This is a genomic window from Agromyces sp. NPDC058126, assembly GCF_042884595.1.
Lineage (GTDB): Bacteria > Actinomycetota > Actinomycetes > Actinomycetales > Microbacteriaceae > Agromyces.
This window is the reverse complement of sequence record NZ_JBHVTS010000002.1, coordinates 512,296-535,189: the sequence shown is the minus strand read 5'-3', so window position 1 is coordinate 535,189 and position 22,894 is coordinate 512,296. Positions and strand designations below refer to the sequence as shown.

Genomic DNA, 22,894 nt, shown 5'->3' with positions numbered 1-22,894 from the left:
GGGCCTGCGATGGATTAGGTTTCTGCGCGCCAAAGTGACCGATGATAGGCGACGTTGGACAACTCGACGCGATGATTTCTCCGCCAACTCAGTTCGTTCACCACGACACCTGAGTTTGCATCGATGGCGACCAAATCATCAGATATCAGGAGCCCGCCGAGGTCCAACTGTGAATGATGATTTGGGCAGAGGCACAAGAGATTCTCGGCGCGGTCATGACCTAGGTGAGGTCGCCCGAGCGGCCGAACATGTGCGCCCTCCGCATACACACGGCCTTCAAAACCGCCAACTTGGACACCGCATATTTGACATGAGTGGTCGTAGAGCTCTTTGATTTCACGGGACATCGCTGTATCTCGGATTCGTCGACTGACCACCGCTGTGCGGTACGCAGGGTCAAACTCAACTAGGGGTGCTGGCTCGACGGCGGTCTGTTGTTCGATGGCATCAAGCCGAAACTGCACGATCTGAAAGCCGTCTCGCCCAGTCTTGCTCCACCAGGACGTGACGCTGTAGAGGCCTGAATAGACGTAGCCACGAGACGGCGCGAATCGGGAACTACGGTGAGGTCCCCGCACGACGCGGACCGGCAGTCCGGAGATCATGCTCGTGATGAGACCGGCATTGCCGGGGGCATCGGGCGTTTGATCTGCGATTTGACGCCTTGTGTTCGGATCGTTCCCACCGTGCCCCGTGTATATGACGTAGGAGCCGTAGTCCTGGTCATCGACGTAACCGCCGGACATGACGATCGAATCCGCGCCATCTTTTCCAGTTCCGCTAATACCGGCCTGGAGCGGGCGATGGACGAACGCGTCGTGGAGTTCGCGGCGATCAATGAAGAACTGCCCAGGTGTGACACCGTCAGGTGTCCCGAAGAACCGCGCCATGCTTGCACCGTATTGCTCGCAAAGAGCGATCAAGTCAGAACACGCCCGATGCTGCGCTAATGGACTTCTTTGCCAGAGAGCGCTGATACTGCCGGGAGATCAGGAGCGGCCCAGTCGAGCTGCGGGAGCTCAGCGGGTGTGAACCACCCGAGCAAGTCATGATCTGTACTTTGTTCTGGCCGCCGGGTGCGAAGCCGCGCCGCATAGGTGGAGAGATCGATCGTTACCTCGCCGACGCGAGTGCTCGATCGATCGATGAGCTCCAGGATCTCGACTTCTATCCCCAGCTCTTCGCGGAGCTCGCGCACGAGTGCTACTCGAGGCCCCTCACCAGGTTCGACTTTCCCTCCAGGAAACTCCCATTTGCCGGCCGCAGCTCTTCCTGATGCTCGCCGGCAGGCGAGGGTAAGCCCATCGTGCACAACGGCGGCGGCGACAACCCTGAGTGCGCTTGTCATGTTTGGACCCTACCTCCGGGCAGAGGTGGCCAACACAGGCGGATGAGCGCCTGAGTTTCACTCCGGGCTCTGGGACTTCGTCTGACGGCCAAACTGCCTCGGATCAACATTCGGTACCGCTCAGCCCGCCACGGCGACCCCAAGCGACGCCGCCACCCCGAACACCACGCCCCAGATCACGATCGATACGATCTGCCACGCGATCACCGCGTTGCGGTTCGCGCCGAACGAGACCATCGCCGCCGAGGTGAACTGACTGGGCAGCACGAACGGGCCGAGCAGGCTCACGCCGGCGACGCCGTACTTGTCGAATGCGCGGCGCACCTTCTCATTGCGAGACGACGAAGCGTCAGACGACACCGAACCAGCCGAAGCGCCGGCACCAGCCGCAGCCGCCTTTCCCGCAACCACCTTCGACCGCACCCCGTGCGCGGCGAATACGAAGCCGAGCATCGAGATCACGTTGCCGATGACGGCGACCCCGATCGCGACCGCCGGCGGCAGGCCGATCAGCACGCCGACGACCGAGCCGAAGTACGAGTCGACGAACGGGATCGCCGAGATGAGCATCACCCCGAGCCACTGCATGACGCCGGGAAGCGAGCTGGCGAAGTCCTGGAGTGCGTCGATCATGACGAGTCCCTTTCAGTAGGTGAAGCGAGAAGCCGGAGCCGCACGGGGAGCGGCGAGCTGATGCTTCAAGCCTCCGAGAACCGCGCTGTTCGCGTCAGTGCCGTCGCGTCATGCGTTCCCGTGCGAAAGTGCACGCGCCCGGCGTGACAAATGTCACTGGCATAGGCTCGGCCCCATGCCTGCCGAACCAGCCGCCCGCAGCGTGCACACGACCTGGCTGTACACGCTCGCGTCGATCGTGTTCTTCTTCGGGTTCTTCGATTTGATTGTGGTGTTGGCGATGGGGGAGACGGTGATGGGTCTCGAGACGCGTCCGACTGCGTCGGGCGCTCCTCGACCAGCGGACCTCGCGATCGCGGTGCTCTTGCTCACACTCGTCGCCACGGCGACGCAGCTGCGCTATTGCTGGTTCCTCCGCGTCGGACGCGGCGGCGGACTGCCCCACCCCGGCTGGACGGCAGCGCTCATCGCCCCCGCCGTACTCGTCTGGATCCTCGGTCTCGCAGCCCCGGGCGAGGCGCTCACCGCGGCCGTGCCGCTGTGGGCCGCGGCATCCCTCATCGCCGCCCTGTTGCCGAAGACGCCGCGGCGACTGGTGCTGCTCGCAGCCCTCATCCTGACCGTGACGCACGTCGCGATCTTCACCGCGCTGCACGGCGCACCCGCCGGGCCGCAGAGCTCGAACACCTTCATGATCGGCCTCTTCGCCGTGATGCTGCCGATCATGCTGCTCACGAGCCTCTGGTGGTGGGAGGTCGTCGTGCAGCTCGACCGCAACCGGCGCACGGCCGCCGAGCTCGCCGTCACGCAGGAGCGGCTGCGCTTCGCCTCCGACCTGCACGACATCCAGGGGCATCACCTGCAGGTCATCTCGCTGAAGTCCGAGCTCGCCGAGCGCCTGCTCGAGCGCGATCCGGCGGCCGCGCGCGAGCTCGTGCATGAGACCCGCATGATCGCGAAGGAGGCCCTCGAGGAGACCCGCTCGCTCGTCGCCGGCTACCGCAAGGTCGCCTTTGACGACGAGCTCGAGAACGCACGCGAGGTGCTCACCGCCTCGGGCGCTGCGTGCGAGCTGCGGCTCGGCCCGCTTCCGGCGGATGCCGCCGCGCAGAGCGCGCTCGCCTCGGTCGTGCGCGAGGCGACGACGAACATCCTGCGCCACAGCGAGGCGACGGCCGTCACCATCGCGCTCACGACCGACGGTGGGCGCTGCGAGCTGCGCATCGCGAACGACGGCATCACGACCGCGGATGCCTCGGCGCCGCCCACCTCCCGCGGCGCCGGGTCGCGCACGCCCGGGTCGGGACTCGCGGGCCTGCGCGATCGGCTCGCCGCCGTCGGCGGCACGCTCGAGCACGACGAGGACGCCTCGGCCGGCACCTTCGAGCTCCGAGCCACCGTGCCGGTGCGAGCGGGGGTCGTGGCGTGAGCGGCGCACAGGTCGGCGCGGTCGAGAGCGACGCGGCACCTGGCATCCGCCTCATGGTCGCCGACGACGAGCACCTCATTCGCGGCGCCCTCGTCGCCCTGCTGAACCTCGAGCCCGACATCGAGGTCGTCGCGAGCGCCGACAACGGCGTCGCCGCCGTCGAGCAGGCGATCGCGGCGCGGCCCGACGTGTGCCTGCTCGACCTCGAGATGCCCGAGGCCGACGGGCTCGAGGCGGCCGCGCGCATCCTCGCGCAGGTCTCGACGCGGGTCGTCATCGTCACCCGTCACGCGCGCCCGGGCGTGCTGCGGCGGGCGCTCGCGACGAAGGTCTCTGGCTTCGTCCCGAAGTCGACGCCGGCCGAGGAGCTCGCGCACGTCATCCGCGACGTCGCCGGCGGGCGCCGCTACATCGACCCCGAGATCGCCGCGGCCGCCCTCACCGCCGAACGCTGCCCGCTCACCGACCGCGAACTCGACGCGCTGCGTTTCAGTCGTTCGACGATGAGCGTGCAGCAGATCGCCGAGCGCCTGCACCTCGCGCAGGGCACCGTGCGCAACTACCTCTCGTCGGCGATGACGAAGCTCGACGCCACCTCGCGCCACGAGGCCGCCGAGAAGGCGTGGCAGCAGGGGTGGATCTGATGGTTGCGCGCCTGCGCGCCTGCGTGGCCGTCAGGCCGCGGCCGACGCCGGCGCGGGGATCGACGACCGCTGCACGATGCCCTGAGTGATCCCGCGGATGACGAGCCACGCCATCGGTGCGGATGCCAGCATGAGCAGCTCGCCGGCGAGGCTCAACCACATTCCGGCACGGAAGCCTTCGAGGTCCTCGGCGAACAAATAGGCACGGCTGGAGAGCTGGATGGCGTAGTTGCCCACGACCCAGAGCAACCACCAGACGATGAGCCACGAGGGTCGAGTGCGCCCGAGGGCCCGCCAGAGGTCGGAGACGTTCTGGTACGGGAACCAGAAGCTGACGATGGGAATGAACCACGATCCGGCGTGCCAGCCCGGTGAGCGGCGCGTCTGCCCGGTGACCTGCTTGGCGACTCGGAACTGCCAGATGACCCAGATCACGCCCGCGGCGATGATGGCGAGCGACGACAGGATGCTGACCACGGCCGTGCCCTGGTCGTACAGGTCGAGTCGGTCGACCGTCGTGTCGATGCCGCTCAGGTAGTCCGCGACCGCGGTGAGCCCGAAGATCTCGACGCCGATGGTGGCGACCGACGTGACGACCCACACGAGAATGAGCACCTGGGTCGCCGTCGCGAGCTTGGCGATGGCATTGATCGCCGCCGGTGACGGTTCGGGCTGGTACTGCGCTTGCGTCGGCGGCTGCGTCCAGCCGGCGCCGTCCCACCACCACGTCTGCGACGATCCGTCCGGCGCCGGGTACCAGCCGGGAGCGGGGGACGTGGGGGTGTTGGTCATGCGGGCTCCTCGGATGGTCGTCTTCGACACGGCGTGCGATCCGGACGGTTCTCTCCGCTGGATCGGCTGCAACTCTAGCGATCGCGCGGGGCGCTGAGAAGACGTGGCGTCAGGGAGATCAGAGCGCGTGTCCGTCGGCCGCGCGGGTGGGGAGTCCTGCCCATTCCCGGGGCTTCCCGCCGCTGGATACGCTGACCGCGCTCGGCAACTGCGCTGAGCGACCGGCCCGCCGCGGCGTGCCGACGAACACCGAAAGGGAGCGTGCGTTGAAGACACTCAAGAGCCGACTTGCCGGGGGAGCGCTCGCGCTCGCGATCGCCGTGGGCTGCGCCGTCGCGCCGGCCGCCGCGGCCAGCGCCAACACCGGGTCGACCGGCAAGGGCTGCACCGCCTACCAGTACTCCTCGGGCGGCTACGCGACCTGCGTCGGATACATCCAGCGCATGCTGAACGGCATCGCCTACTCGCGCGGCCCGGTCTACGGCGGCTACCAGCTCGCCGTCGACAACAGCTTCGGCGGCAACACGAACACGAACGTGCGCCGCTTCCAGAGCTACGTCGGCCTGACCTCCGACGGCGTCGTCGGCCGCAACACCTGGTACCAGCTCTGCCGCTACGCGGGCACTCGCTCGTTCGCCCTGTCCAACGCGCACGCGCTGCAGAAGTCGGCGTGGAACGCCGCCTACGAGGCCGGATGCTACGTCGACGTGCCCGTGGGCCCGGCCGGCATCAAGGTGATCTCCAAGTACTAGTCGTCCGCGACACTCGTCGCCTCCGCCGGCCAGACCCGAAGGGCGGCGGAGGCGACGAACGCTGCGCTGCACCGGCCACATCGCCACATGGCCACACCGCGCGCGACCACATGGCCCATGGCCACACGCTCTGCGAAGCGATGCTCCCGACCGAGCGGGCTGCTCGAGGATGAACTCGATCGCCGCATCTGGCGCCGTATCCGCGACGGGTGGATCGCCGGGCGGCCGGTCACGGTGGTCGCGCCGCTCGATTGACCGAGTCGCCGTCAGACGGCGACGGGTCGCCTCACGCCGCGGTCGCCTCCGCGATCCACTCGGCCGCGATGCGGTCGTAGGTCTTCGCGCCCTCGGTGCGCTCGGCCGCCGGGTCTTCGGGCCACGCCGCGAGCGGGTGGGCGACGCCGTCGACGAACCGCACCTCGCCGACTCGGAGGCGTTCGAGCTCGCGCACCGCCGCGATGAAGTGCAGTTCGTCGTCGGAGCCCTCGACGATCAGCAGTCGGTCGTGGATGAGCTCGGGCGCGCGGGCGACGAAGTCCATGCGTGCGGCGACGGCGTCGGCCGCAGGGCTCCACGCGTACGGCTCAGGCAGGAACTCTGCCATCGCGTCGATCATCGGCCGCAGCTGCAGCATCGGATTGAGCAGCACGCACGCGACGATTCGGTGCGAGGTGGCATGGGTCGCGAACACCTCGGCAGCCACGGATGCCCCGGCCGAACCGCCGAGCACGGCGAGCGCCGAGGCATCCGATGCACCGAGCGTGCCGCGCAGCTCGTCGAGCGCCGCCGGGAACTCGGCGAGCGCCTGCTCGTGGATCGGGCCGAAGAAGTCGGTGACCATGTCGATGCCGCTCGTGAGCAGCGCCTCGAAGTCGGGGTGGGGCGCGCGCTCGCCGCTGAGCGGCAGGCCGAGGTAGATCACGTGCGCGTCGAGCCCGTCGAGCGGCAGCGCGGCGGCCATCCCGGCGGGCGTCGTCGGCGGGTCGAGCAGGTGCCAGCCGACGACGATCGGGGCCTCGGGGCGGGTCGCGGCGCGGGCGCTGTAGGGCACGCCGGCGGAGGTGGTGCCGTGGATCCAGGTCATGGGCGCGAGGCTAGCGCGTGCGGGGGAGCGCGGCCAGTGCCTGCTGCCGAGGGCAGCGGCGCCGTCGCGCGCGACCGATGTCCCTAGCGATGCACGTGCGACGGCTGCCCGGTGATGCCCGAGATGTCCTTCTCCGTCGTGTGCCGCAGCCGCTCCGAGAGATCGTGCAGCGCGCGGGCGACCGCGAGCTCGTCGCCGATCGCGGGCACGTTCGGATCGAGTGGATTTCGATCGGCCTTGCCGACGCCGGTCACCTCCCGACCGGCGGGCGTGCGCACCGTGGCCTCAGCCCTCGTGGTGTTCTCTTCTTCGTCGATGTCGACGGTGACGCTCCACTGCTTCGTCGCATCCATGGAACTCACCACCTTCCGGTCCGGTTCCACCTCTCAGGGTACCGACCTGCCGCCCGCGCGGCGAGAGAATCCTGCACCCATCCCGCCCCGCCAGAGGCACCTCATTCCCGACCTGAGGTACCTCAGACCGGGTAGCTCTGCCACGCCCCGCGAAGATAGGGCACCCGCCCGATACGCACTCGGTACCTCAGCGACGAGTCTGATCTCAGGCGGCCGGAACATCGGCCGCGAAGCATCCGAAAGGGATCGGAACCATGGACCTCGCAGCCGGCTTCATCGCCACCACCCTCCACCGCAACGACGCCGAGTTCGCCGCCACGGTGAACGAGCGCCGCCGCACCGAGCACGAGCGCCGTGCCGTCGAGCGCGCCGACCGCTCGGCACGCGCCGGCCGCGCGCACCGCCTCGCCGACCGCCTGCACCTGCACGCGGCGCACTGACCGAGGCATCCGGTTCACGATCACGGGTCGGATGCCTCGGCAGCGGGCGGCGGCTCGCGCAGGAGCCGGAACTCGTGGCGCCGCAGCAGCTTCAGCACCCACGACGCCGGCGGGCCGAAGGCGCGCAGGCCCGCGGCCGTCTCGATCGGCTCGACGCCGGCGACCGTGAACTCGCGGCCCCGCCAGATCACGGTCGCCCGGTCGGCCGCCACGACGTTGCGATACCAGTTCACCTCGGGGCCGTAGGTGAGCTCGGCGACGAACCCCTCAGGCACTCGCGCGAGGATGAGCGGCGTCTCGAAGGTGCGCCCGCTCTTGCGCCCCCTGTGCCGGATGAGCGCGAACGGCCCGAGGCCGCGCCGCGCCATTCCGAGCGTGAGCGGGTTGAGCGTGTGCTTGATCAGCGTCAGCCAGCCGCGCTTGAACCACCCCATCGCCATGCTCCGATTCTCGCGAGATCGCGAGGCCGTGTGAAGCCCGGCCGTCGTCGTCGATGGCCGGATGTCGGAGGGCCGGTCTAGCGTCGTGATCTTCGGCTCAGTCCGGAGTCACTTCAGGAGACGACCATGGGGTTCGACTCTTCCCGCACCGTTCCGATGGCGCCGACCACCCGCTCGACCACTCCCGCGATCGAGCTCGCCATCACCTCGGCGCGGCTCGCGGCCGCGGCCCGGGAGCGCCTTGAACACTCGAGGTTACCTCCAGCAGGCGCGACCACATGGCCACATGACCACACCGGCGTCGGCCACATGACCACACGACCACACCGAGGTCGGCCACTCGGCCACATGGCCACACCTTGGCCCGCCACATGGCCACATCGCCACAGGGTCCGCGAAGGAGAACCTCCCCTCGGAGACCTGCAAGGCGAGCGATACGAGGGTCGGCGCAGCCGACACCCCGTCAGTCGCCCAGCACTCCCTCCGGGTCCCGCACCGCGACCCGTGCACGCCCGTCGGGCGCCTGCCCGACGAGCTCGGGTGCGGCGACGAACACCCGCTTCGCGCCGTCGCCGACCCGCGTCACTCCCGAGAAGTCGAGCACGAGGCATCCGTGGTCGCCCACCAGGGGCGCGAGGCGCGTGAGCACCTCCTCGGCCTCCGAGAACAGGATCTCGCCGCGCAGCACCGCGATCGTGTCGCCGGAGTCCTCGCGCGTGAGCGACGCGATCGGCGAGAGCGGCGGGCCGTGGTGCTGCAGCATGTGCAGGCCGTGCCGCTGCGACAGCAGTTCGAGGCTCGCGACGCCGCGCACGCTGTTGCCGCGGTGGTCGAGACGCGGGCTGAAGGTCCCGATGCCGAACTGGCCGGGCTGCACCGCGGCGATGCCGCCGCCGACGCCGCTCTTCGCGGGCAGGCCGACGCGCACCATCCAATCGCCCGACTCGTCGTACATGCCGCAGCTCGTCATGACCGCGGTGGTCCAGCGTGCGGCATCCTCGCTGACGACCCGCTCGTCGGTGACGGGGTTGACGCCGCCGGTCGCGAGCGTCACCGCCATGATCGCGAGGTCGCGCGCGGTCACGATGAGCGAGCACTGGCGGAAGTACGCCGTCGTCGCGACCTCGGCGGTCGACCCGAGGGTGCCCGCCGAGCGGGCCAGGTAGGCGAGCGCGCGGTTGCGATCCCCGGTGGATGCCTCCGAGCCGAACACCTCCTCGTCGACGACGAGGTCGTGGCCGACGAACCGCTCGAGCCCGTCGCGCACGACGGCGAACTTCTCGTCGGCGGTGTCGCCCTTCATGAGCGAGCTCATCACGATGGCGCCCGCGTTGATCATGGGGTTGCGAGGCCGACCGGATGCCTCGTCGAGGCTGATGGCGTTGAACGGCTCGCCGCTCGGCTCGAGGTCAGTGTGCCGGCGCACGACGTCGAGTCCGAGCGCGTCGACCGCGAGCGCGAACACGAACGGCTTCGACACCGACTGGATCGTGAACTCCGCCTCGACGTCGCCGGCCTCGTGCACGACCCCGTGCGTGCTCGCGAGCGCGACGCCGAGCTGCTCGGGGTCAACCGTCGCGAGCTCGGGGATGTACGTCGCGACCGCGCCGTCGGTGCGATCTCGAACGGCCTCGAGCACCGACTCGAGTGCGTGACGGACCGGATCCCCCAGAGCGGCAGCCATGCGGTCAGCCTACGACTCCTGACGCTCGCGCGGCGGTTTCGGCTCGGTGCCCGCCCTGATGCGACGGTGCGCCGTTCGGCGCAGCATCGTGGTGATTCCGTCCACGATGGCCGGCCGCCGTGCGCGGCACTCGTCGCAGTCGCCCGACCGACCTCCCGGCACCGAGAGCGAGCACGATCATGGGCCTCATCGACGGCGAACAGCCGAAGGCGGCACGAACGCCGCGCGTCGAATCACGCATCATCGTCAAGGTGCGCGACGACGCGCGTCGCGACTTCACCGAGCGACGACGAACGGATGCCGCGCCACCGCGCCGAGGCAAGGGCAAAGCGGCTCCCGAACCCGAACCCGGCGATGCCGAACTGCTGGACGCGGCCGCCTACCTCGCCGACGTGCTCGCCGAGCAACAGGATGCGCTCGCGCGCGAGGCGCGCCTCGAACCGCTCGCCGGCGAACTCTCGCTCGGCCGCGCCCGCCGCGAGCGCTTCGCCGGCTACGCCGCGATCGTCGTGCCCGACCAGGTCTCGGCCCGACGGCTCGCGAAAGAGCTCGCGGCGCGCGACGACATCGCGAGCGCCTACGTCGAAGGCGGGCCCACTCCGCCGCCCGTCGACGCGAGCGACGACCCGCGCAGCGATGACCAGGGCTACCTCGACGCCGCTCCCGCCGGGATCGACGCGCGCTGGGCCTGGGGCGCGGCCGACGGCAGCGGCATCGGCTTCGTCGACCTCGAACAGGGCTGGACCCGCAACCACGAAGACCTCGTCGCGGCGAACATCACGATCATCTCGGGTGTGAGTCAGGCCTATCACGGGCACGGCACCGCCGTGCTCGGCGAGGTCGTCGGCGTCGACAACGCGATCGGCGTGGTCGGCATCGCGCCGGGGGCATCCGCTCGGGTGGTGTCGCAGTACCGCACCTCGACCTCGTACCGCACCGCCGAGGCGATCATCTCGGCGACCGACGCCATGTCGCCGGGCGACGTGCTGCTGCTCGAGGCGCAGACCACGATCGGCGACTCGGGCTACCTGCCGGTCGAAGTCGAGGATGCCGTATTCGACGCGATCCGCGACGCCACCGACGCCGGCATCATCGTCGTCGAAGCGGCCGGCAACGGCGGCAACGACCTCGACGACTTCACCGACCCCGACGGCAAGCGCGTGCTGCGCCGCGGGCACGCCGACTTCCGCGACTCGGGCGCGATCATGGTCGGCGCAGGGTCATCGACGGCGCCGCATTCGCGGCTGAGCTTCTCGAACTTCGGCAGCCGCATCGACTGCTACGGCTGGGGGCAGGGCATCACGACCACCGGCGACGGATGGACGGGCACCTCGACCACCCAGTACACGAGCTCGTTCGGCGGCACCTCGGGTGCGAGCCCGATCGTGACGGGCGCCGCGCTGCTGCTGAACAGCTGGCACCGCGCCCGCGAGGGCTGGCCGCTCGGGCCGTCGGCGATGCGCTCGTGGCTGTCGTCGGCGATCAACACCCCGAGCGCGATCCCGACGACCGACCGCATCGGCGTCATGCCGAACCTGCGCGCCATCATCGAGGCGATCATCGAGGACGACAAGTTCCGGGTGAACTTCGACAAGTACGTGCTGTGGGCCTACATCCTCTTCGGCGTGCTGAATGACGCGCCCGGAGTGATCTGGGTTCCTGGCAAGGGTCCGGTGCCGATCGACCCCGAATGGAGGCGCCTCGGCACCGCGCAACGGCGCGAACTGGTGAAGCGGCTCGCGCGACAGGTGCGCGCTCTCGATCGCGCCGGCCTCAAGCTCACCGCGAAAGAGGCCGACCGCATCGCCGAGGTCGCGATCGACGGCACCCTCGAGGCGTTCGCGAAGGAGATCTCGGCGGGCGGGATCGGGTGAGTCGGGGGCGTGGCGCCGGGAACAACTCCCGCCCGCCCACGTTGCACTCCTCATGACCACTCTCGGAATCATCGGTGCAGGACACATCGGCAGCCAGGTCGCACGCGCGGCCGTGAAGAGCGGATACGAGGTGGTGATCGCCAACTCGCGCGGACCCGAGACGCTCGAGGGCCTCATCGCCGAGCTCGGCCCCTCGGCCCGCGCCGCGACCGCCGCCGAGGCCGCGACCGCCGCCGACATCGCCGTCGTGACCGTGCCGTTCAAGGCGTACGCCTCGATTCCGGTCGAACCGCTCGCCGGCAAGATCGTGATCGACACCGACAACTACTACTGGGAGCGCGACGGCCACGTGCCCGCCCTCGACGAGGGCCGCGACACCGTCACCGGCATGCTGCAGAAGCACCTGCCGACGAGCCATGTCGCCAAGGGCTTCAACCACATCGTGGCCGCCGACATCACGACCGACGGCCGCGCGGCGGGCGATCCGGCCCGCCGTGCGCTCGCGACGGCGAGCGACCACGAGGATGCCGCGGCCTTCGTCACCTCGCTCTACGACGAGTTCGGCTTCGACACCGTGAACGTCGGCCCGCTCGACGACAGCTGGCGCGTCGAGCGCGACCAGCCCGCCTACGCGGCCGGGGCGCAGACCCGCGACGAGCTCGTCGCGAACCTCGCGAAGGCGGAGCGCGCCGCGGCGGCGTGACCTCGCAGTGCGGCCCGGAACCCGGTGGGTTCCGGGCCGCTGTCGTGTGCCGCGGCATCCGAAAGGACGGTAAAGATCGGATCTCAGTGGGGCGCTATTCCGTCGAATATCGTCGGAATAAAGGCTCTTACGCGAAGCGGGCGCCGCATCGTTGCTTAAACATCGGATAACTACTACGCTCCCCGGCAGGGCGGCAGTGTCGCTGCCCGCGAGTGATCAGCTACTGGAGTGACGTTGACGATGACCGAGCCGAGTACCACGACCGCACCACGAACACCACGGACCTCACGATCCCGCCGCCGGATCCTCGCCCTCGTCGCCGCCCTCGGCGTGACCCTCACGGGGCTCGCCCCTGCGGGCATCGCGAGCGCCGCCGAGGGCGACGACCTCGACATCCGCTTCGGCGGCTCGCTCGTCGGCACGACCGCGTACACGACGACCGAGGGCGAGTCGATGCGCGGCGTCGTGCGCCGCCTCGCCGGCGGTGAAGAGCAGCTGGCGGCCGGGGGAGTGCGCCTGCACGGCACCACCGAGGGCATCCGCTTCGAGGCGGCCGACTTCTCGTTCGGCGGCGCGACGCCGACACCGGGCTTCCTCGCCGAGGTCGAGTTCACCCCGACCGGCGCCCAGGCCGACATGTCGACCATCCTCTCGGCCGCGGGCAACCTCTACGTGCGCACCCAGGGCGGCAAGCTCGTCTACGGCTTCGACTCGTACGACGGCTCGGACTGGTCGACGCATCGCGCCGAGGCGCCGGCCCCGGCCGTGGGCGTCGCGCACCGGCTCTCGGTGCAGTACGTGACGACCGACGACGGCGCCGAGCTGCACACGTGGCTCGACGGCGTCGAGCTGCAGACCCTCGCCGCCGACGCGGGCGTCGGCGTGCAGTCGGCCTCGACGAACGCCTTCGGATTCGGAAACGAGGTGCACCCCGCCGGCGCCGGCCGCGGCATCGTCGGCGAGCTCGGCCATGTTCGCGTCGTCGGCGATGTCGGCGCCTACGACCCCGAGCTCTTCGAGTTCCAGCCGGCGCCGATCACGACGACGCTGCTCGACGTGCAGTTCGATGGCGGCACGGATGCCTCGGCGTACACGCCGGCCGCCGGCGAGCGCCTCGACGGGGCCCTCTCGCTGCGCAGCACCGCGACGGTCACGGGCGGCGACCTGCAGCTCGGCGGAGCGAACCAGGCCGCCGACTTCACGGCGAGCGAAGAGCTCTTCACCGGGGCATCCCTCGACCGTGCCTTCGTGATCGAGACCGAGTTCACCGCCTCGGGCGCGCAGGCCGACCTCGCGACGGTGGCCGCTGTCGGCGGCAACCTGAGCGCGCGCTACCGCAGCGACGGGCTGCAGTACGGGTTCAGCGCGAACGTCGGCGGCACCTGGCGCGACTACATGGGCAAGGTCGCCCTGCCCGCAGTGGGCCAGGCCCACGTGCTCTCGCTCGCCTACGTGCCCGGCTCCGCCGAGACGAAGGTCATCGCCTGGCTCGACGGCAAGGAGCTGCCCGAGGTCACCGCCCCCGCGCCCTCGACCCGCAATGCGAAGGCGACCCAGACCCTCGCGATCGGCAACGAGGTCGCCGCGATCGGCAACCGCGGCTTCAAGGGCAGTGTCGAGCGCACCCGGTTCGCGCTGCTGAACGGCGCATTCGACGATGGGGCGTTCCGCTACCAGGAGCTCGACGAGCCGATGCCGTGCCTGCCGCTCGGCGAGATCTCGCCGGCGAACTACATCCAGGTGACGAGCGCCGACTGCCCGGCGAACGTGCTCGCGAAGGCCGCGCTCGTGCGCCCGACCGACGCGCAGCTCGACTGGCAGGAGCTCGGCCTCACCGCCTTCGTGCACTTCGGCATCAACACCTTCTACAACCAGGAGTGGGGCCACGGCACCGAGGACCTCGGCCGGTTCCAGCCGACGGGCGAGCTCGACGTCGACGCGTGGGTGAAGTCGCTGCGCGATAGCGGTCACCGCATGGCGATCCTGACGCTGAAGCACCACGACGGGTTCCTCCTCTACCCCTCGCGCTACTCCGACTTCGACGTCGCCTCGACGCCGTGGAAGGACGGGAAGGGCGACATCGTGCGCGACTTCACGACCGCGGCGCACAAGTACGGCATGAAGGTCGGCCTCTACATGTCGCCCGCCGACTCGCACGAGGAGCAGTTCGGGGTGTTCGGCAACGGCAGCGCGAAGACGCCCCGGACGATCCCGACCCTCGTCGACGGCGACGACCGCACCGGCGAGGACCTGCCGACGTTCGAGTACCCGGCGACCGACTACGGCGCCTTCTTCCTCAACACCCTCTACGAGGTGCTCACCCAGTACGGCGAGGTCGACGAGGTCTGGTTCGACGGCGCCCAGGGCAACACGGGCAAGCAGGAGTTCTACGACTACCCCGCCTTCTACGACCTCATCTCGAAGCTGCAGCCGAACGCGGTCGTCGCGGTCGGCGGTCGCGACGTGCGCTGGGTCGGCAACGAGAGCGGCACCGCCCGACAGGACGAATGGGCGCCCGTGCCGATCAGCGACGCCGGCGACGGCGGCAAGATCGGCGTCGTCGGCGGTGGCACCTTCGAGCAGGTCGGCTCGGCCGCGATGCTGCAGTCGGCCGTCGCGAGCGGGGCGAACGCGCTGCACTGGTGGCCGACCGAGTCGGACATGAAGCTCACCCAGGGCTGGTTCGCGCACCCGACCGACACCCCGAAGACCCCGTCGGCGTTGCTCGGGCACTACCTCGGCACGACCGGGCGCAACTCGGTGATGCTGCTGAACACCCCGCCGACGACGACGGGCACCTTCGCGCCCGCCTCGGTCGCCGCGCTCGACGGCTTCGCGGCTGAGCGGCGCAAGGCGCTCACCCTCGACCACGCGCTCGGCGTGCCGGTCGCGGTCGGGACCGAGGGCGAGGCATCCAACGCCCTCACCGACGGTGACAGTCGCTCGTCATGGCTCAGCGCGAGCGCCGAGCCCGGCGACGTGACGATCGACCTCGGCTCGCCGAAGTCGGTGCGGCGCATCGCGCTCGCCGAGGGCGTGCTCGAGCACGGGCAGGTCGTCGAGAAGTTCTCGATCGACGCCGAGGTCGACGGTGCGTGGGTCGAGGTCGCGAAGGCGGGCACGATCGGCGTGAGCCGCATCGTGACGCTGCCGCAGGCGGTCACGGCGCAGAAGTTCCGCGTCTCGATCGACCAGGCGCGGGCACCGTACTCGCTCGCGACGCTCGCCCTGTACGAGCAGCTGGCCGACGACCCGGGCAAGCTCAGCGAGGTCTTCCTCGACTGCGCGGCACCCGCCGCGGGCGACGGCAGCGCCGAGCACCCGTTCACCTCGCTCGAGCAGTTCCGCACCGCGGAGCTCGCCGTCGGCGCGGACGTGCGCGTGAAGTCGGGCAGCGAGTGCGCCGACTCGTCGACGCCGTTCTGGGGCTACGGCACCGCCGACGACCCGATCACCGTGTCGGTGTACGACGGTGTCATCGAGCCGAGCTTCGGCGAGCGCACCCTGGAGGAAGTCTTCGGCGGCCTCGCCGCCCAGGGCTGGGTCGTCGAACTGCCGAACCCGGTCGAGCCCGGCTCGGAGGCGATCACGCTCTCGGTCTGCAAGGCCGCGATCGGCGAGGAGCTCGAGGTCGAGATCGCCGGATTCGCGCGCGGCGCGACCGTCGAGCTCGCCCTCGCCTCGAAGACGCCGAAGCACGGCCTCGCCGTCGAGCTCGGCACCGTCACCGCCGGCGCCGACGGCTCGGGCACGGCGACCGTCACCCTGCCCGCGACGAAGCCCGGCATGCGCACGCTGACGGCGACCGCAGAGGATGCCTCGGCGAGCGCCCGCCTCGTCGTGACGCCCGCTGCGGCGGCCGGGTCGGGAGGCGGCTGCGGCGACTGACCGCGACGCGACATGGGGATGTCCCGGGCTCCGGCCTGGGGCATCCCCATGTGTTTCGGTCTCAGCTGAGTTCGCTCACGAACGCCCGCACGCGGGCCGCGAGGTCGTCGGGCACCTCGGCCGCCGCGAAGTGGCCGCCGGCCTCGAGCCGGTCGAAGACGCGCAGGTCGAGGTAGTGCCGCCGCGCGAGCGACTCGGGGTAGGCGGCCTCGTGCCGCTGGATGAACACCGCCGCCGGCACGCTCGTCGGTGGGATGGGTCCGTCGTCCTGGCCCTCGAAGTACGGCCGGAACGAGGTCGCGATCGACTGGGTGACCCAGTAGATCGTCGCCTCGGTGAGGATGCGGTCGCGGGAGATGCGGCGCTCGACGAGGCGCGGGTCGCCCGGCGGGGTGTCGCTCCAGCCGACGTACTTCTCGGCGATCCATGCGAGCAGGCCCGCGGGGGAGTCGTTGAGCGCCGCGGCGAGCACGTCGGGCCGGGTGGCCTGCACGTGGCCGTACGCGCCGTCGGGCCACTCGCGGTCGGCGAGTGACGCGAAGAACGTCAGCTCGGCCGGGTGCGTGAGGGCGGCGCGTTCGGTGGAGGTCGGGAAGTGCGCGTGCGTCGCCACGATGCCCGCGACCTGCTCGGGGTGGGTGGCGGCGATGAGGTCGCTGACGTTGGCCGAGACATCCTCGCCGTAGGTGACGTAGCGCTCGTAGCCGAGCACTTCGGTCATCAGCGTGTGCATCGTGGCCGCCAGTCGCGCCTCGGAGAGCGGGCCCTCGGCGTACGGCGACGAGAAGGCGAAGCCGGGCAGGCTCGCGACGACGACGTCGAACTCGGCGAGCCGGTCGGCGAAGTCGAGCTGCAGCGCGAAGGTGTGCGGCCATCCGTGCATCACGAGCAGCGCCGGGGCGTCGGGCCGCGCTGAACGCAGGTGGGCGAAATGCACCTGGGCGCCGTCGATCGGGGCGATGAACTGCGGGTGGGTGTTGAGCCAGGCCTCGCGGGACCGCCAGTCCCACGTGATCCAGGAGTCGACGAGTTCGCGGAGGTAGGCCGCGGTGATGCCCGACGGCGGGAGCCGCGGTGAGTCGTCGAGGAGGCGTGTGCGCCCGAGGCGATCACGCAGCTCGTCGAGGACGGCGTCGGAGACGTGGAGTTCGAACCGCTCGAGCGCGCTCATGCGCCGACCGTACCGGGTGCCGGTGACGTCGAGAAGGGGGGCGATGCGCGGGGCCTGCCGGGGCTTCCGTCGCGGAGGTGTCGCGTGGATGTGCGCGGTACTTCGGTACTTCGGTACCGCTCGCGCCGGAGGGAAGGTCGCCGACCGGGGGTCTGAGGTACCTCATCCGGCGATCTGAGGTGCTCGGGCAGGGGATATAGGGCACTCGCCCGATCCGACCGCCCCACCTCAGCGAGGAATCTGAGGGTCAGGCAGCCACCACGGCGCCGCACCGAAGGGAATCGGGACATGAACCTCGCAGTCGGCTACATCGCACAGACGCTCCAGACCGCCGACGAGCGCGAAGCCGCCGTCGTGAACGAGCGCCGCCGTCGCGCCCACGAGCGCCGCCTCGAAGAGGGCGAACGCGCGGAGCGCGCGGCACGCGCCGAACGAGCGGCGGGGCGTCGAGGCAGCCTGCACCGCGGCCGTGGAGCCGCAGCGCCCCGCCCGGCCGCCTGAGCAGCGGCACCGGGGAGCGGCGGGCTCACGGTAGGGTCGTCTCGCCGAATCCGGCGCGACCCGACTGTGACTCCACGACCCGAACAGGACCCTTCCCCCATGACCCAGCTCATCCTCGCTGGCGACGACCAGCTGACCGTGCCCGTCGTCATCTCCATCGCCGAGAGCCTCGGCTACACGGCGACGACCCCGGTCCAGGGCAGCATCAAGGTCGAGCGCGGCAGTCTGCAGAAGACGCTGTGGCTCGGGGCGATGGCGGGCAAGGGCTTCCACGTCTCGTTCACCTTCGCGATCGGCATCGACCAGTACGGCAACACCTGGCTGCGCTTCGACGAGAAGGGCGGCCTCGGCGCGGTCAAGGGCGGCGCCATCGGCTACGCGAAGAGCAAGGCCGCGTTCGAGGAGTTCGTCGGCGCGGTGCGCGCGCAGACCAGCGAGCGCGGCATCCTGATCGGCGAGCAGTAGACCGACCATCCCGATTTCTCCATCGATGTGACAAACTCGATGGAAGGGCGCAGCTGCGCGAAGACGGCGGCGGGAGGGGTCGGCGCATGATCGGTTCGGCACCCCCTGCCCCGCGGCGCGGCACCAACCTCCCGCGCATGGGCGACTTCAACCGCTCGGTCATCTTCGACGCCATCCGACGAGCCCCCGAGGGCCGCAGTCGGGTCGAACTCGTCGAGCTCACCGGGCTCTCGACGCAGACCGTGTCGAACATCGCCCGGCGCCTGCTCGACGACGACTACATCGTCGAGGCCGGCAAGACGAGCGCCGCAGGCCTCGGCAAGCCCCGCACCATCCTGCGGCTGAACCCGGTGGGGCTCTACGCCGCAGGCGTGCACATCGACCCCGCTGTGATGACCTTCGTGCTGCTCGGCCTCACCGGGCACGTCGTCGCGCACGCGCGCCACCGCACCCCCGAGGCGAGCGATCCCGAGCACGTGATGGACCGCATCCGCGACCACGTCGAACAGCTCGTCGCCGACTCGGGCATCGCGCGCAAGAAGCTCGTCGGCCTCGGGCTCGCCGCCCCCGGGCCCATCGACCAGGAGCGCGGCACCATCGTCGACCCGCCGAACCTGCACGGCTGGCACCGCGTCCCGCTGCGCGAGGCGCTCGAGGAGGCCACAGGCCTTCCCGTGCTCGTCGACAAGGACGTGGTCGCCGCCGCCGTCGCCGAGACCTGGGTCGGCGGGGAGGGCGGCACCGGATCCTTCGTCTTCCTCTACCTCGGCACCGGCATCGGCGCGGGGCTCGTGCTCGGCGACGACCTCATGCGCGGGGTCTCCGGCAACGCGGGCGAGATCGGCCACATCGTCGCCGACCCCGACGGCCCGCCCTGCGCGTGCGGGCAGCGCGGCTGCATCGCAGTCACCATCACCCCGCAGGCGATGGTCGAAGAGGCTGAGCGCCTCGGCGTGCTGCGGGCCGAAGCCCCGCACGAGTCGCCGCCCGAGATCGACGCGCAGTTCGACCGGCTGTGCGCGGCCGCCGACGCGGGCGACGCGGTGGCCGGAGGCATCCTCGACCTCGCGGCCGACCGCACCGCGCGCGCCGTCGCGGTGATCACGAACCTGCTCGACGTCGATCGCGTCGTGTTCGGCGGGCCGTTCTGGGCGCGCCTCCAGGCGCGCTACCTCGAACGCATTCCGCCGCGGCTCGCGGAGTACAGCGCGACCAGCGCCCTGCGCGAGCTCGATGTCGTCGGCACCGGCGTCGGCGAGGATGTCGCGGCGATCGGCGCCGCCAGCCTCGTGCTCGAGCGCACCTTCGCGCCGACCGCGAACCGCCTGCTGCTCATCTGAGGCCGGCCCGGCTCTTCGCCGAGGGGAAACTTGGGGGTTGCCGAGTAATTCCATTCGATTTACTATGTGCGAGTGGGGATTGCGATCGCCCCGTGGAGCACGGTTCGGGGGAGCCGGCTTGCTCCCCGGGGCGAATCGCTTTCTGCCCCGCCCGAACCGGAGCATCCGCACTGCAGTACTCGAGCAAGGGAGCCGAGCACCATGCAACGAACCCGCGCCACCCTCACCTTCGCGGTCATCGCCGCGGCATCCGTCTCGCTCGTCGGCTGCAGTGCCGACTCCGGCGGCGACGACCAGACGATCCGCATCGTGTACCAGAAGACCGACGCCTTCGTCGCGCTCGACGACCTCTTCAACACGGTGAAGCCGGCCTTCGAAGACGCGAACCCCGGGATCACCGTCGAGCTCGAACCCATCGTCGCCGACGAGGGGGACTACGCCACGAAGCTCGCCCTCATGCAGCAGAGTCCCGACACCGCGCCCGACGTGTTCTACGAGGACACCTTCAAGGTGCGCAGCGACGTCGACGCCGGCTACCTGCTGAACCTCGACGAATACCTCGCCGACTGGGACGACTGGTCGAAGTTCAACGAGGGCGCGAAGGAGGCCGGCCGCGCCGACGACGGCAGCGTCTACGCCGTGCCGCTCGGCACCGACACCCGCGGCATCTGGTACTCGAAGTCCGTGCTCGAATCGGCCGGCGTCGCGCTGCCGTGGGAGCCGAAGAGCTGGGACGAGATCCTCGAGACGGCGCGGAAGGTGCACGCCGCCCAGCCCGACAAGGTCGCGTTCAACGTGTATTCGGGCAAGCCCGCGGGCGAGGGCTCGGTCATGCAGGGCTTCGGCATGCTGATGTACGGCACCGACGACGTGCTCTACGACGCCGACGCGAAGAAGTGGGTCACGGGCTCGCAGGGCTTCGTCGACTCGCTCGCGTTCATCGAGACGCTCTACTCCGAGGGCCTCGCGCCCGCACCCGACGTCGCGCTCGACGGCTCGATGTGGCAGAAGCTCTTCGGCGAGTGGTTCCCCGGCGGGCAGATCGCCGGGACCATCGAGGGCTCGTGGTCGCCGTCGTTCTGGATGGAGGGCGGCCAGTACGCCTGGCCCGAGTACGTCGACGACATCGGCGTCGCCGCGTTCCCCACCCAGGAGGGGCAGGGCGACGGGGCGGTGAGCCTCTCGGGCGGCTGGACCCTCGCGGTCGGCGCGAACAGCGGCAACCCCGACGCCGCGTTCGACTTCCTCGCGATGGCGCTGAACCAGGAGAACGCGCTGGCGTACAACATCGCGAACTCGCAGATCGCGGTGCGCACGGATGTCGCGGAGGACCCGTCGTACCTCGAGGCGAACCCGTTCATCGGGTTCTTCACCGACCTCGTGACGTACACCCACTTCCGGCCGGCCACGGCCGACTACCCCGAGATCTCGGCTGAGATCCAGGCGGCCACTGAGGCCGTCATGACGGGGCAGATGACGCCGGAGGAGGCCGCCGCCGCCTACGACGAGGCGGTGGTCGGGATCGTCGGCGAAGAGAACGTGACCGGCTAGGAGCATGGTCGCGGTCTCGTCGCCCCCGATCGAAGGCGGCCGGCCGACGCGGGATGACCCGAACTTCCGCGCCGGCCGGCAACCCCCTCGGGCGGGGCGGCGGTCGCTCGTGCGCCTGCTGCCGGTCATCCCGTCGATCCTGCTGCTCGCCCTCTTCATGGCGGGCCCGGTGATCTGGGCCGTCGTCATCTCGTTCACCGACACCGCGCTCACCGGCCGCTCGGCGCGCGAGCCGCAGTGGGTCGGGCTCGACAACTACGTCGAACTCGTCACCGACCGCGACTTCCCCGTCTCGCTCCTGCTCACCGTGGTGTTCGTGCTCGGCTCTGCCGTGATCGGGCAGAACCTCGTGGGGCTCGGTCTGGCGCTCCTCATGTCGAAGGCGAACCGCGCCGTGCGCGGGGTCGTCGGCACGACCGTCGTCGCCGCCTGGGTGCTGCCCGAGATCGTCGCGGCGTTCGCCGCCTACGCCTACTTCGCCGACGACGGCACGCTCAACCAACTGCTCGGTGCGATCGGCATCGACGGGGCGAACTGGCTCTACGACTTCCCGATGCTCGCCGTCATCCTCGCGAACGTGTGGCGCGGCACCGCGTTCTCGATGCTCGTCTACGAGGCCGCGCTCAACGACGTGCCGCCCGAGATCAGCGAGGCCGCGATCGTCGACGGGGCCGGCGGCGCGAAGCGCCTTTGGTGGGTGACGCTGCCGATGATCCGCCCGTCGATCGCCACGAACCTCATGCTCATCACCCTGCAGACCCTCGCCGTGTTCACCCTGATCTGGGTGATGACGAAGGGCGGGCCGGGCATGGCGAGCTCGACCCTTCCGGTGTTCGCCTACCAGGAGGCGTTCAAGTTCCAGCAGATCGGCTACGGTTCGGCGATCGCGGTGGTCATGATCGTCGTCGGCGCGGCCTTCTCGATCGCGTACATCAGGATGCTGCGCCCGGAGCGTCGCTCATGAGCCTCGCGTCGCCACGCCGTGCCGTGGCATCCACCGCTCGAAACCTGGCGCTCGCCCTCATCGGCGTGTGCTTCCTCGTGCCGCTCGCGTGGCTCGTGCTCGCCTCGATCGACACGAACCCGAGCCAGCGCACCGAACTGCCCGAGGGCTTCACGCTCGACCACTTCGCCGCGGTGCTCACCCCCGAGGGCACACTGCTGCCGCTGTGGAACTCGACGCTGCTCTCGACCGGCTCGGCGCTCATCACGGTCGTCGTCGCGGTGCTCGCCGCGTACCCGCTGTCGAGATACCAGTCGCGCTTCAACACGCCGTACCTCTACGCGATCCTGTTCGGCACGTGCCTGCCGATCACGGCCATCATGGTTCCCGTGTACAGCCTCTTCGTCAGGCTCGGCTACCTCGACAACCTCGCCGCGGTGACGTTCTTCATGGCGGCGACGAGCCTGCCGATGGCGATCTGGATGATGAAGAACTTCATGGACTCGGTGCCCGTCTCGCTCGAGGAGGCGGCCTGGGTCGACGGGGCCTCTGCGATGGGCACGCTGCGCCGCATCGTGGTGCCGCTCATGCGGCCGGGCATCGCGGTGGTGTTCATCTTCGTGTTCATCCAGGCATGGGGAAACTTCTTCGTGCCCTTCATCCTGCTGCTGAGCCCGGCGAAGCAGCCGGCCGCGGTCAGCATCTACAGCTTCTTCGGGCAGTACGGCACCGTCGCCTACGGCGAGCTCGCCGCCTTCTCGCTGCTCTACTCGTTGCCGGTCATCGCGCTGTACGTGCTCGTGTCGCGCGGCATCGGCGGTTCGTTCGCGCTGCAGGGCGCGGTCAAGGGATAGGAGCC

Annotated in this window: 23 protein-coding genes; 14 read left to right on the top strand and 9 right to left on the bottom strand. The window is 70.1% G+C overall.

The window, feature by feature from the left end; all coding sequences use genetic code 11:
* Positions 1 to 14 precede the first annotated feature (14 nt).
* The 3 genes from ACFVTR_RS07700 to ACFVTR_RS07690 all read right to left on the bottom strand — a co-directional run bounded on the left by ACFVTR_RS07700 (position 15) and on the right by ACFVTR_RS07690 (position 1,981).
* Complete coding sequence (locus ACFVTR_RS07700; RefSeq protein ID WP_387036164.1) at positions 15 to 890, bottom strand: YDG/SRA domain-containing protein; 876 nt, start codon at positions 888 to 890, stop codon at positions 15 to 17.
* Positions 891 to 946: 56 nt separating this feature from the next.
* Complete coding sequence (locus tag ACFVTR_RS07695; RefSeq protein ID WP_387036161.1) at positions 947 to 1,348, bottom strand: (deoxy)nucleoside triphosphate pyrophosphohydrolase; 402 nt, start codon at positions 1,346 to 1,348, stop codon at positions 947 to 949.
* Positions 1,349 to 1,468: 120 nt separating this feature from the next.
* Positions 1,469 to 1,981: a hypothetical protein gene (locus ACFVTR_RS07690; protein ID WP_387036159.1), complete on the bottom strand. Its 513-nt coding sequence runs from the start codon at positions 1,979 to 1,981 to the stop codon at positions 1,469 to 1,471.
* 175 nt (positions 1,982 to 2,156) lie between these two features.
* Here ACFVTR_RS07690 and ACFVTR_RS07685 point away from each other — a divergent pair, with 175 nt between their 5' ends.
* Positions 2,157 to 3,410, top strand: coding sequence for a sensor histidine kinase (locus ACFVTR_RS07685; RefSeq protein ID WP_387036157.1), 1,254 nt, complete (start codon positions 2,157 to 2,159; stop codon positions 3,408 to 3,410).
* 53 nt (positions 3,411 to 3,463) lie between these two features.
* The gene (locus tag ACFVTR_RS07680) at positions 3,464 to 4,054 is read left to right on the top strand and encodes a DNA-binding response regulator (protein ID WP_387036599.1); all 591 of its coding nucleotides are present in this window, start codon (positions 3,464 to 3,466) and stop codon (positions 4,052 to 4,054) included.
* Between the two features lie 30 nt (positions 4,055 to 4,084).
* On the opposite strand, the gene ACFVTR_RS07675 is transcribed toward ACFVTR_RS07680, so the two are convergent.
* Positions 4,085 to 4,846, bottom strand: a complete 762-nt coding sequence (locus tag ACFVTR_RS07675; protein WP_387036155.1) for a DUF4328 domain-containing protein — start codon at positions 4,844 to 4,846, stop codon at positions 4,085 to 4,087.
* 266 nt (positions 4,847 to 5,112) lie between these two features.
* On the opposite strand from ACFVTR_RS07675, the gene ACFVTR_RS07670 reads away from it, so the two are divergent.
* A complete protein-coding gene (locus tag ACFVTR_RS07670) occupies positions 5,113 to 5,598 on the top strand; it encodes a peptidoglycan-binding protein (RefSeq protein WP_387036153.1) in 486 nt (161 codons plus the stop codon).
* 117 nt (positions 5,599 to 5,715) lie between these two features.
* Entirely contained in the window at positions 5,716 to 5,853 is a 138-nt protein-coding gene (locus tag ACFVTR_RS07665; RefSeq protein WP_387036151.1) for a hypothetical protein, read from the top strand.
* Positions 5,854 to 5,884: 31 nt separating this feature from the next.
* Here ACFVTR_RS07665 and ACFVTR_RS07660 read toward each other — a convergent pair whose 3' ends face one another.
* A complete protein-coding gene (locus ACFVTR_RS07660; RefSeq protein ID WP_387036149.1) occupies positions 5,885 to 6,682 on the bottom strand; it encodes a hypothetical protein in 798 nt (265 codons plus the stop codon).
* Positions 6,683 to 6,765: 83 nt separating this feature from the next.
* On the bottom strand, positions 6,766 to 7,035 hold the full coding sequence (locus ACFVTR_RS07655; RefSeq protein ID WP_376943790.1) for a DUF1876 domain-containing protein: 270 nt from the start codon (positions 7,033 to 7,035) through the stop codon (positions 6,766 to 6,768).
* Positions 7,036 to 7,289: 254 nt separating this feature from the next.
* Between ACFVTR_RS07655 and ACFVTR_RS07650 the strand changes: the two genes are divergently transcribed.
* Positions 7,290 to 7,475, top strand: coding sequence for a hypothetical protein (locus tag ACFVTR_RS07650; RefSeq protein WP_387036147.1), 186 nt, complete (start codon positions 7,290 to 7,292; stop codon positions 7,473 to 7,475).
* Between the two features lie 20 nt (positions 7,476 to 7,495).
* Here ACFVTR_RS07650 and ACFVTR_RS07645 read toward each other — a convergent pair whose 3' ends face one another.
* Positions 7,496 to 7,915 carry a nitroreductase/quinone reductase family protein gene (locus ACFVTR_RS07645; protein WP_387036145.1) on the bottom strand — a complete coding sequence of 140 codons (420 nt, stop codon included), beginning with the start codon at positions 7,913 to 7,915 and terminating at the stop codon, positions 7,496 to 7,498.
* A gap of 463 nt (positions 7,916 to 8,378) precedes the next feature.
* Positions 8,379 to 9,599, bottom strand: a complete 1,221-nt coding sequence (gene glsA, locus ACFVTR_RS07640) for a glutaminase A (RefSeq protein WP_387036143.1) — start codon at positions 9,597 to 9,599, stop codon at positions 8,379 to 8,381.
* A gap of 179 nt (positions 9,600 to 9,778) precedes the next feature.
* On the opposite strand from glsA, the gene ACFVTR_RS07635 reads away from it, so the two are divergent.
* The 3 genes from ACFVTR_RS07635 to ACFVTR_RS07625 all read left to right on the top strand — a co-directional run bounded on the left by ACFVTR_RS07635 (position 9,779) and on the right by ACFVTR_RS07625 (position 16,064).
* On the top strand, positions 9,779 to 11,473 hold the full coding sequence (locus ACFVTR_RS07635; protein ID WP_387036141.1) for a S8 family peptidase: 1,695 nt from the start codon (positions 9,779 to 9,781) through the stop codon (positions 11,471 to 11,473).
* A 52-nt stretch (positions 11,474 to 11,525) separates the two neighbouring features.
* Entirely contained in the window at positions 11,526 to 12,176 is a 651-nt protein-coding gene (locus ACFVTR_RS07630) for an NADPH-dependent F420 reductase (RefSeq protein ID WP_387036139.1), read from the top strand.
* A 240-nt stretch (positions 12,177 to 12,416) separates the two neighbouring features.
* Positions 12,417 to 16,064 carry an alpha-L-fucosidase gene (locus tag ACFVTR_RS07625; RefSeq protein WP_387036137.1) on the top strand — a complete coding sequence of 1,216 codons (3,648 nt, stop codon included), beginning with the start codon at positions 12,417 to 12,419 and terminating at the stop codon, positions 16,062 to 16,064.
* Between the two features lie 61 nt (positions 16,065 to 16,125).
* On the opposite strand, the gene ACFVTR_RS07620 is transcribed toward ACFVTR_RS07625, so the two are convergent.
* Positions 16,126 to 17,235, bottom strand: a complete 1,110-nt coding sequence (locus ACFVTR_RS07620; protein WP_387036135.1) for an epoxide hydrolase family protein — start codon at positions 17,233 to 17,235, stop codon at positions 16,126 to 16,128.
* Positions 17,236 to 17,523: 288 nt separating this feature from the next.
* Here ACFVTR_RS07620 and ACFVTR_RS07615 point away from each other — a divergent pair, with 288 nt between their 5' ends.
* The 6 genes from ACFVTR_RS07615 (at position 17,524) to ACFVTR_RS07590 (ending at position 22,889) form a co-directional block, all read left to right on the top strand.
* Positions 17,524 to 17,736 (top strand): hypothetical protein, encoded by a 213-nt coding sequence (locus ACFVTR_RS07615; RefSeq protein ID WP_387036133.1) that lies wholly within the window; start codon positions 17,524 to 17,526, stop codon positions 17,734 to 17,736.
* 99 nt (positions 17,737 to 17,835) lie between these two features.
* Positions 17,836 to 18,201, top strand: a complete 366-nt coding sequence (locus ACFVTR_RS07610) for a hypothetical protein (protein WP_387036131.1) — start codon at positions 17,836 to 17,838, stop codon at positions 18,199 to 18,201.
* Between the two features lie 86 nt (positions 18,202 to 18,287).
* Positions 18,288 to 19,541: an ROK family protein gene (locus tag ACFVTR_RS07605; RefSeq protein WP_387036129.1), complete on the top strand. Its 1,254-nt coding sequence runs from the start codon at positions 18,288 to 18,290 to the stop codon at positions 19,539 to 19,541.
* A 201-nt stretch (positions 19,542 to 19,742) separates the two neighbouring features.
* On the top strand, positions 19,743 to 21,092 hold the full coding sequence (locus tag ACFVTR_RS07600) for an extracellular solute-binding protein (RefSeq protein WP_387036127.1): 1,350 nt from the start codon (positions 19,743 to 19,745) through the stop codon (positions 21,090 to 21,092).
* A 157-nt stretch (positions 21,093 to 21,249) separates the two neighbouring features.
* The gene (locus ACFVTR_RS07595; RefSeq protein ID WP_387036597.1) at positions 21,250 to 22,056 is read left to right on the top strand and encodes a carbohydrate ABC transporter permease; all 807 of its coding nucleotides are present in this window, start codon (positions 21,250 to 21,252) and stop codon (positions 22,054 to 22,056) included.
* Positions 22,053 to 22,889 (top strand): carbohydrate ABC transporter permease, encoded by an 837-nt coding sequence (locus ACFVTR_RS07590; protein WP_387036125.1) that lies wholly within the window; start codon positions 22,053 to 22,055, stop codon positions 22,887 to 22,889. The genes ACFVTR_RS07595 and ACFVTR_RS07590 overlap by 4 nt, the downstream gene beginning before the upstream one ends.
* The last annotated feature ends 5 nt before the right edge of the window (positions 22,890 to 22,894 follow it).

What these genes read in the sequence shown, in the direction of transcription:
- ACFVTR_RS07665 (WP_387036151.1), top strand. Translation starts at nt 5,716, where the DNA reads ATGGCCACACGCTCTGCGAAGCGATGCTCCCGACCGAGCGGGCTGCTC.
- ACFVTR_RS07660 (WP_387036149.1), bottom strand. Translation starts at nt 6,682, where the DNA reads ATGACCTGGATCCACGGCACCACCTCCGCCGGCGTGCCCTACAGCGCC.
- ACFVTR_RS07655 (WP_376943790.1), bottom strand. Translation starts at nt 7,035, where the DNA reads ATGGATGCGACGAAGCAGTGGAGCGTCACCGTCGACATCGACGAAGAA.
- ACFVTR_RS07600 (WP_387036127.1), top strand. Translation starts at nt 19,743, where the DNA reads ATGCAACGAACCCGCGCCACCCTCACCTTCGCGGTCATCGCCGCGGCA.
- ACFVTR_RS07595 (WP_387036597.1), top strand. Translation starts at nt 21,250, where the DNA reads ATGGCGGGCCCGGTGATCTGGGCCGTCGTCATCTCGTTCACCGACACC.
- ACFVTR_RS07680 (WP_387036599.1), top strand. Translation starts at nt 3,464, where the DNA reads ATGGTCGCCGACGACGAGCACCTCATTCGCGGCGCCCTCGTCGCCCTG.
- ACFVTR_RS07620 (WP_387036135.1), bottom strand. Translation starts at nt 17,235, where the DNA reads ATGAGCGCGCTCGAGCGGTTCGAACTCCACGTCTCCGACGCCGTCCTC.
- ACFVTR_RS07630 (WP_387036139.1), top strand. Translation starts at nt 11,526, where the DNA reads ATGACCACTCTCGGAATCATCGGTGCAGGACACATCGGCAGCCAGGTC.
- ACFVTR_RS07685 (WP_387036157.1), top strand. Translation starts at nt 2,157, where the DNA reads ATGCCTGCCGAACCAGCCGCCCGCAGCGTGCACACGACCTGGCTGTAC.
- glsA (WP_387036143.1), bottom strand. Translation starts at nt 9,599, where the DNA reads ATGGCTGCCGCTCTGGGGGATCCGGTCCGTCACGCACTCGAGTCGGTG.
- ACFVTR_RS07675 (WP_387036155.1), bottom strand. Translation starts at nt 4,846, where the DNA reads ATGACCAACACCCCCACGTCCCCCGCTCCCGGCTGGTACCCGGCGCCG.
- ACFVTR_RS07690 (WP_387036159.1), bottom strand. Translation starts at nt 1,981, where the DNA reads ATGATCGACGCACTCCAGGACTTCGCCAGCTCGCTTCCCGGCGTCATG.
- ACFVTR_RS07625 (WP_387036137.1), top strand. Translation starts at nt 12,417, where the DNA reads ATGACCGAGCCGAGTACCACGACCGCACCACGAACACCACGGACCTCA.
- ACFVTR_RS07610 (WP_387036131.1), top strand. Translation starts at nt 17,836, where the DNA reads ATGACCCAGCTCATCCTCGCTGGCGACGACCAGCTGACCGTGCCCGTC.
- ACFVTR_RS07645 (WP_387036145.1), bottom strand. Translation starts at nt 7,915, where the DNA reads ATGGCGATGGGGTGGTTCAAGCGCGGCTGGCTGACGCTGATCAAGCAC.
- ACFVTR_RS07650 (WP_387036147.1), top strand. Translation starts at nt 7,290, where the DNA reads ATGGACCTCGCAGCCGGCTTCATCGCCACCACCCTCCACCGCAACGAC.
- ACFVTR_RS07635 (WP_387036141.1), top strand. Translation starts at nt 9,779, where the DNA reads ATGGGCCTCATCGACGGCGAACAGCCGAAGGCGGCACGAACGCCGCGC.
- ACFVTR_RS07605 (WP_387036129.1), top strand. Translation starts at nt 18,288, where the DNA reads ATGATCGGTTCGGCACCCCCTGCCCCGCGGCGCGGCACCAACCTCCCG.
- ACFVTR_RS07695 (WP_387036161.1), bottom strand. Translation starts at nt 1,348, where the DNA reads ATGACAAGCGCACTCAGGGTTGTCGCCGCCGCCGTTGTGCACGATGGG.
- ACFVTR_RS07700 (WP_387036164.1), bottom strand. Translation starts at nt 890, where the DNA reads ATGGCGCGGTTCTTCGGGACACCTGACGGTGTCACACCTGGGCAGTTC.
- ACFVTR_RS07615 (WP_387036133.1), top strand. Translation starts at nt 17,524, where the DNA reads ATGAACCTCGCAGTCGGCTACATCGCACAGACGCTCCAGACCGCCGAC.
- ACFVTR_RS07590 (WP_387036125.1), top strand. Translation starts at nt 22,053, where the DNA reads ATGAGCCTCGCGTCGCCACGCCGTGCCGTGGCATCCACCGCTCGAAAC.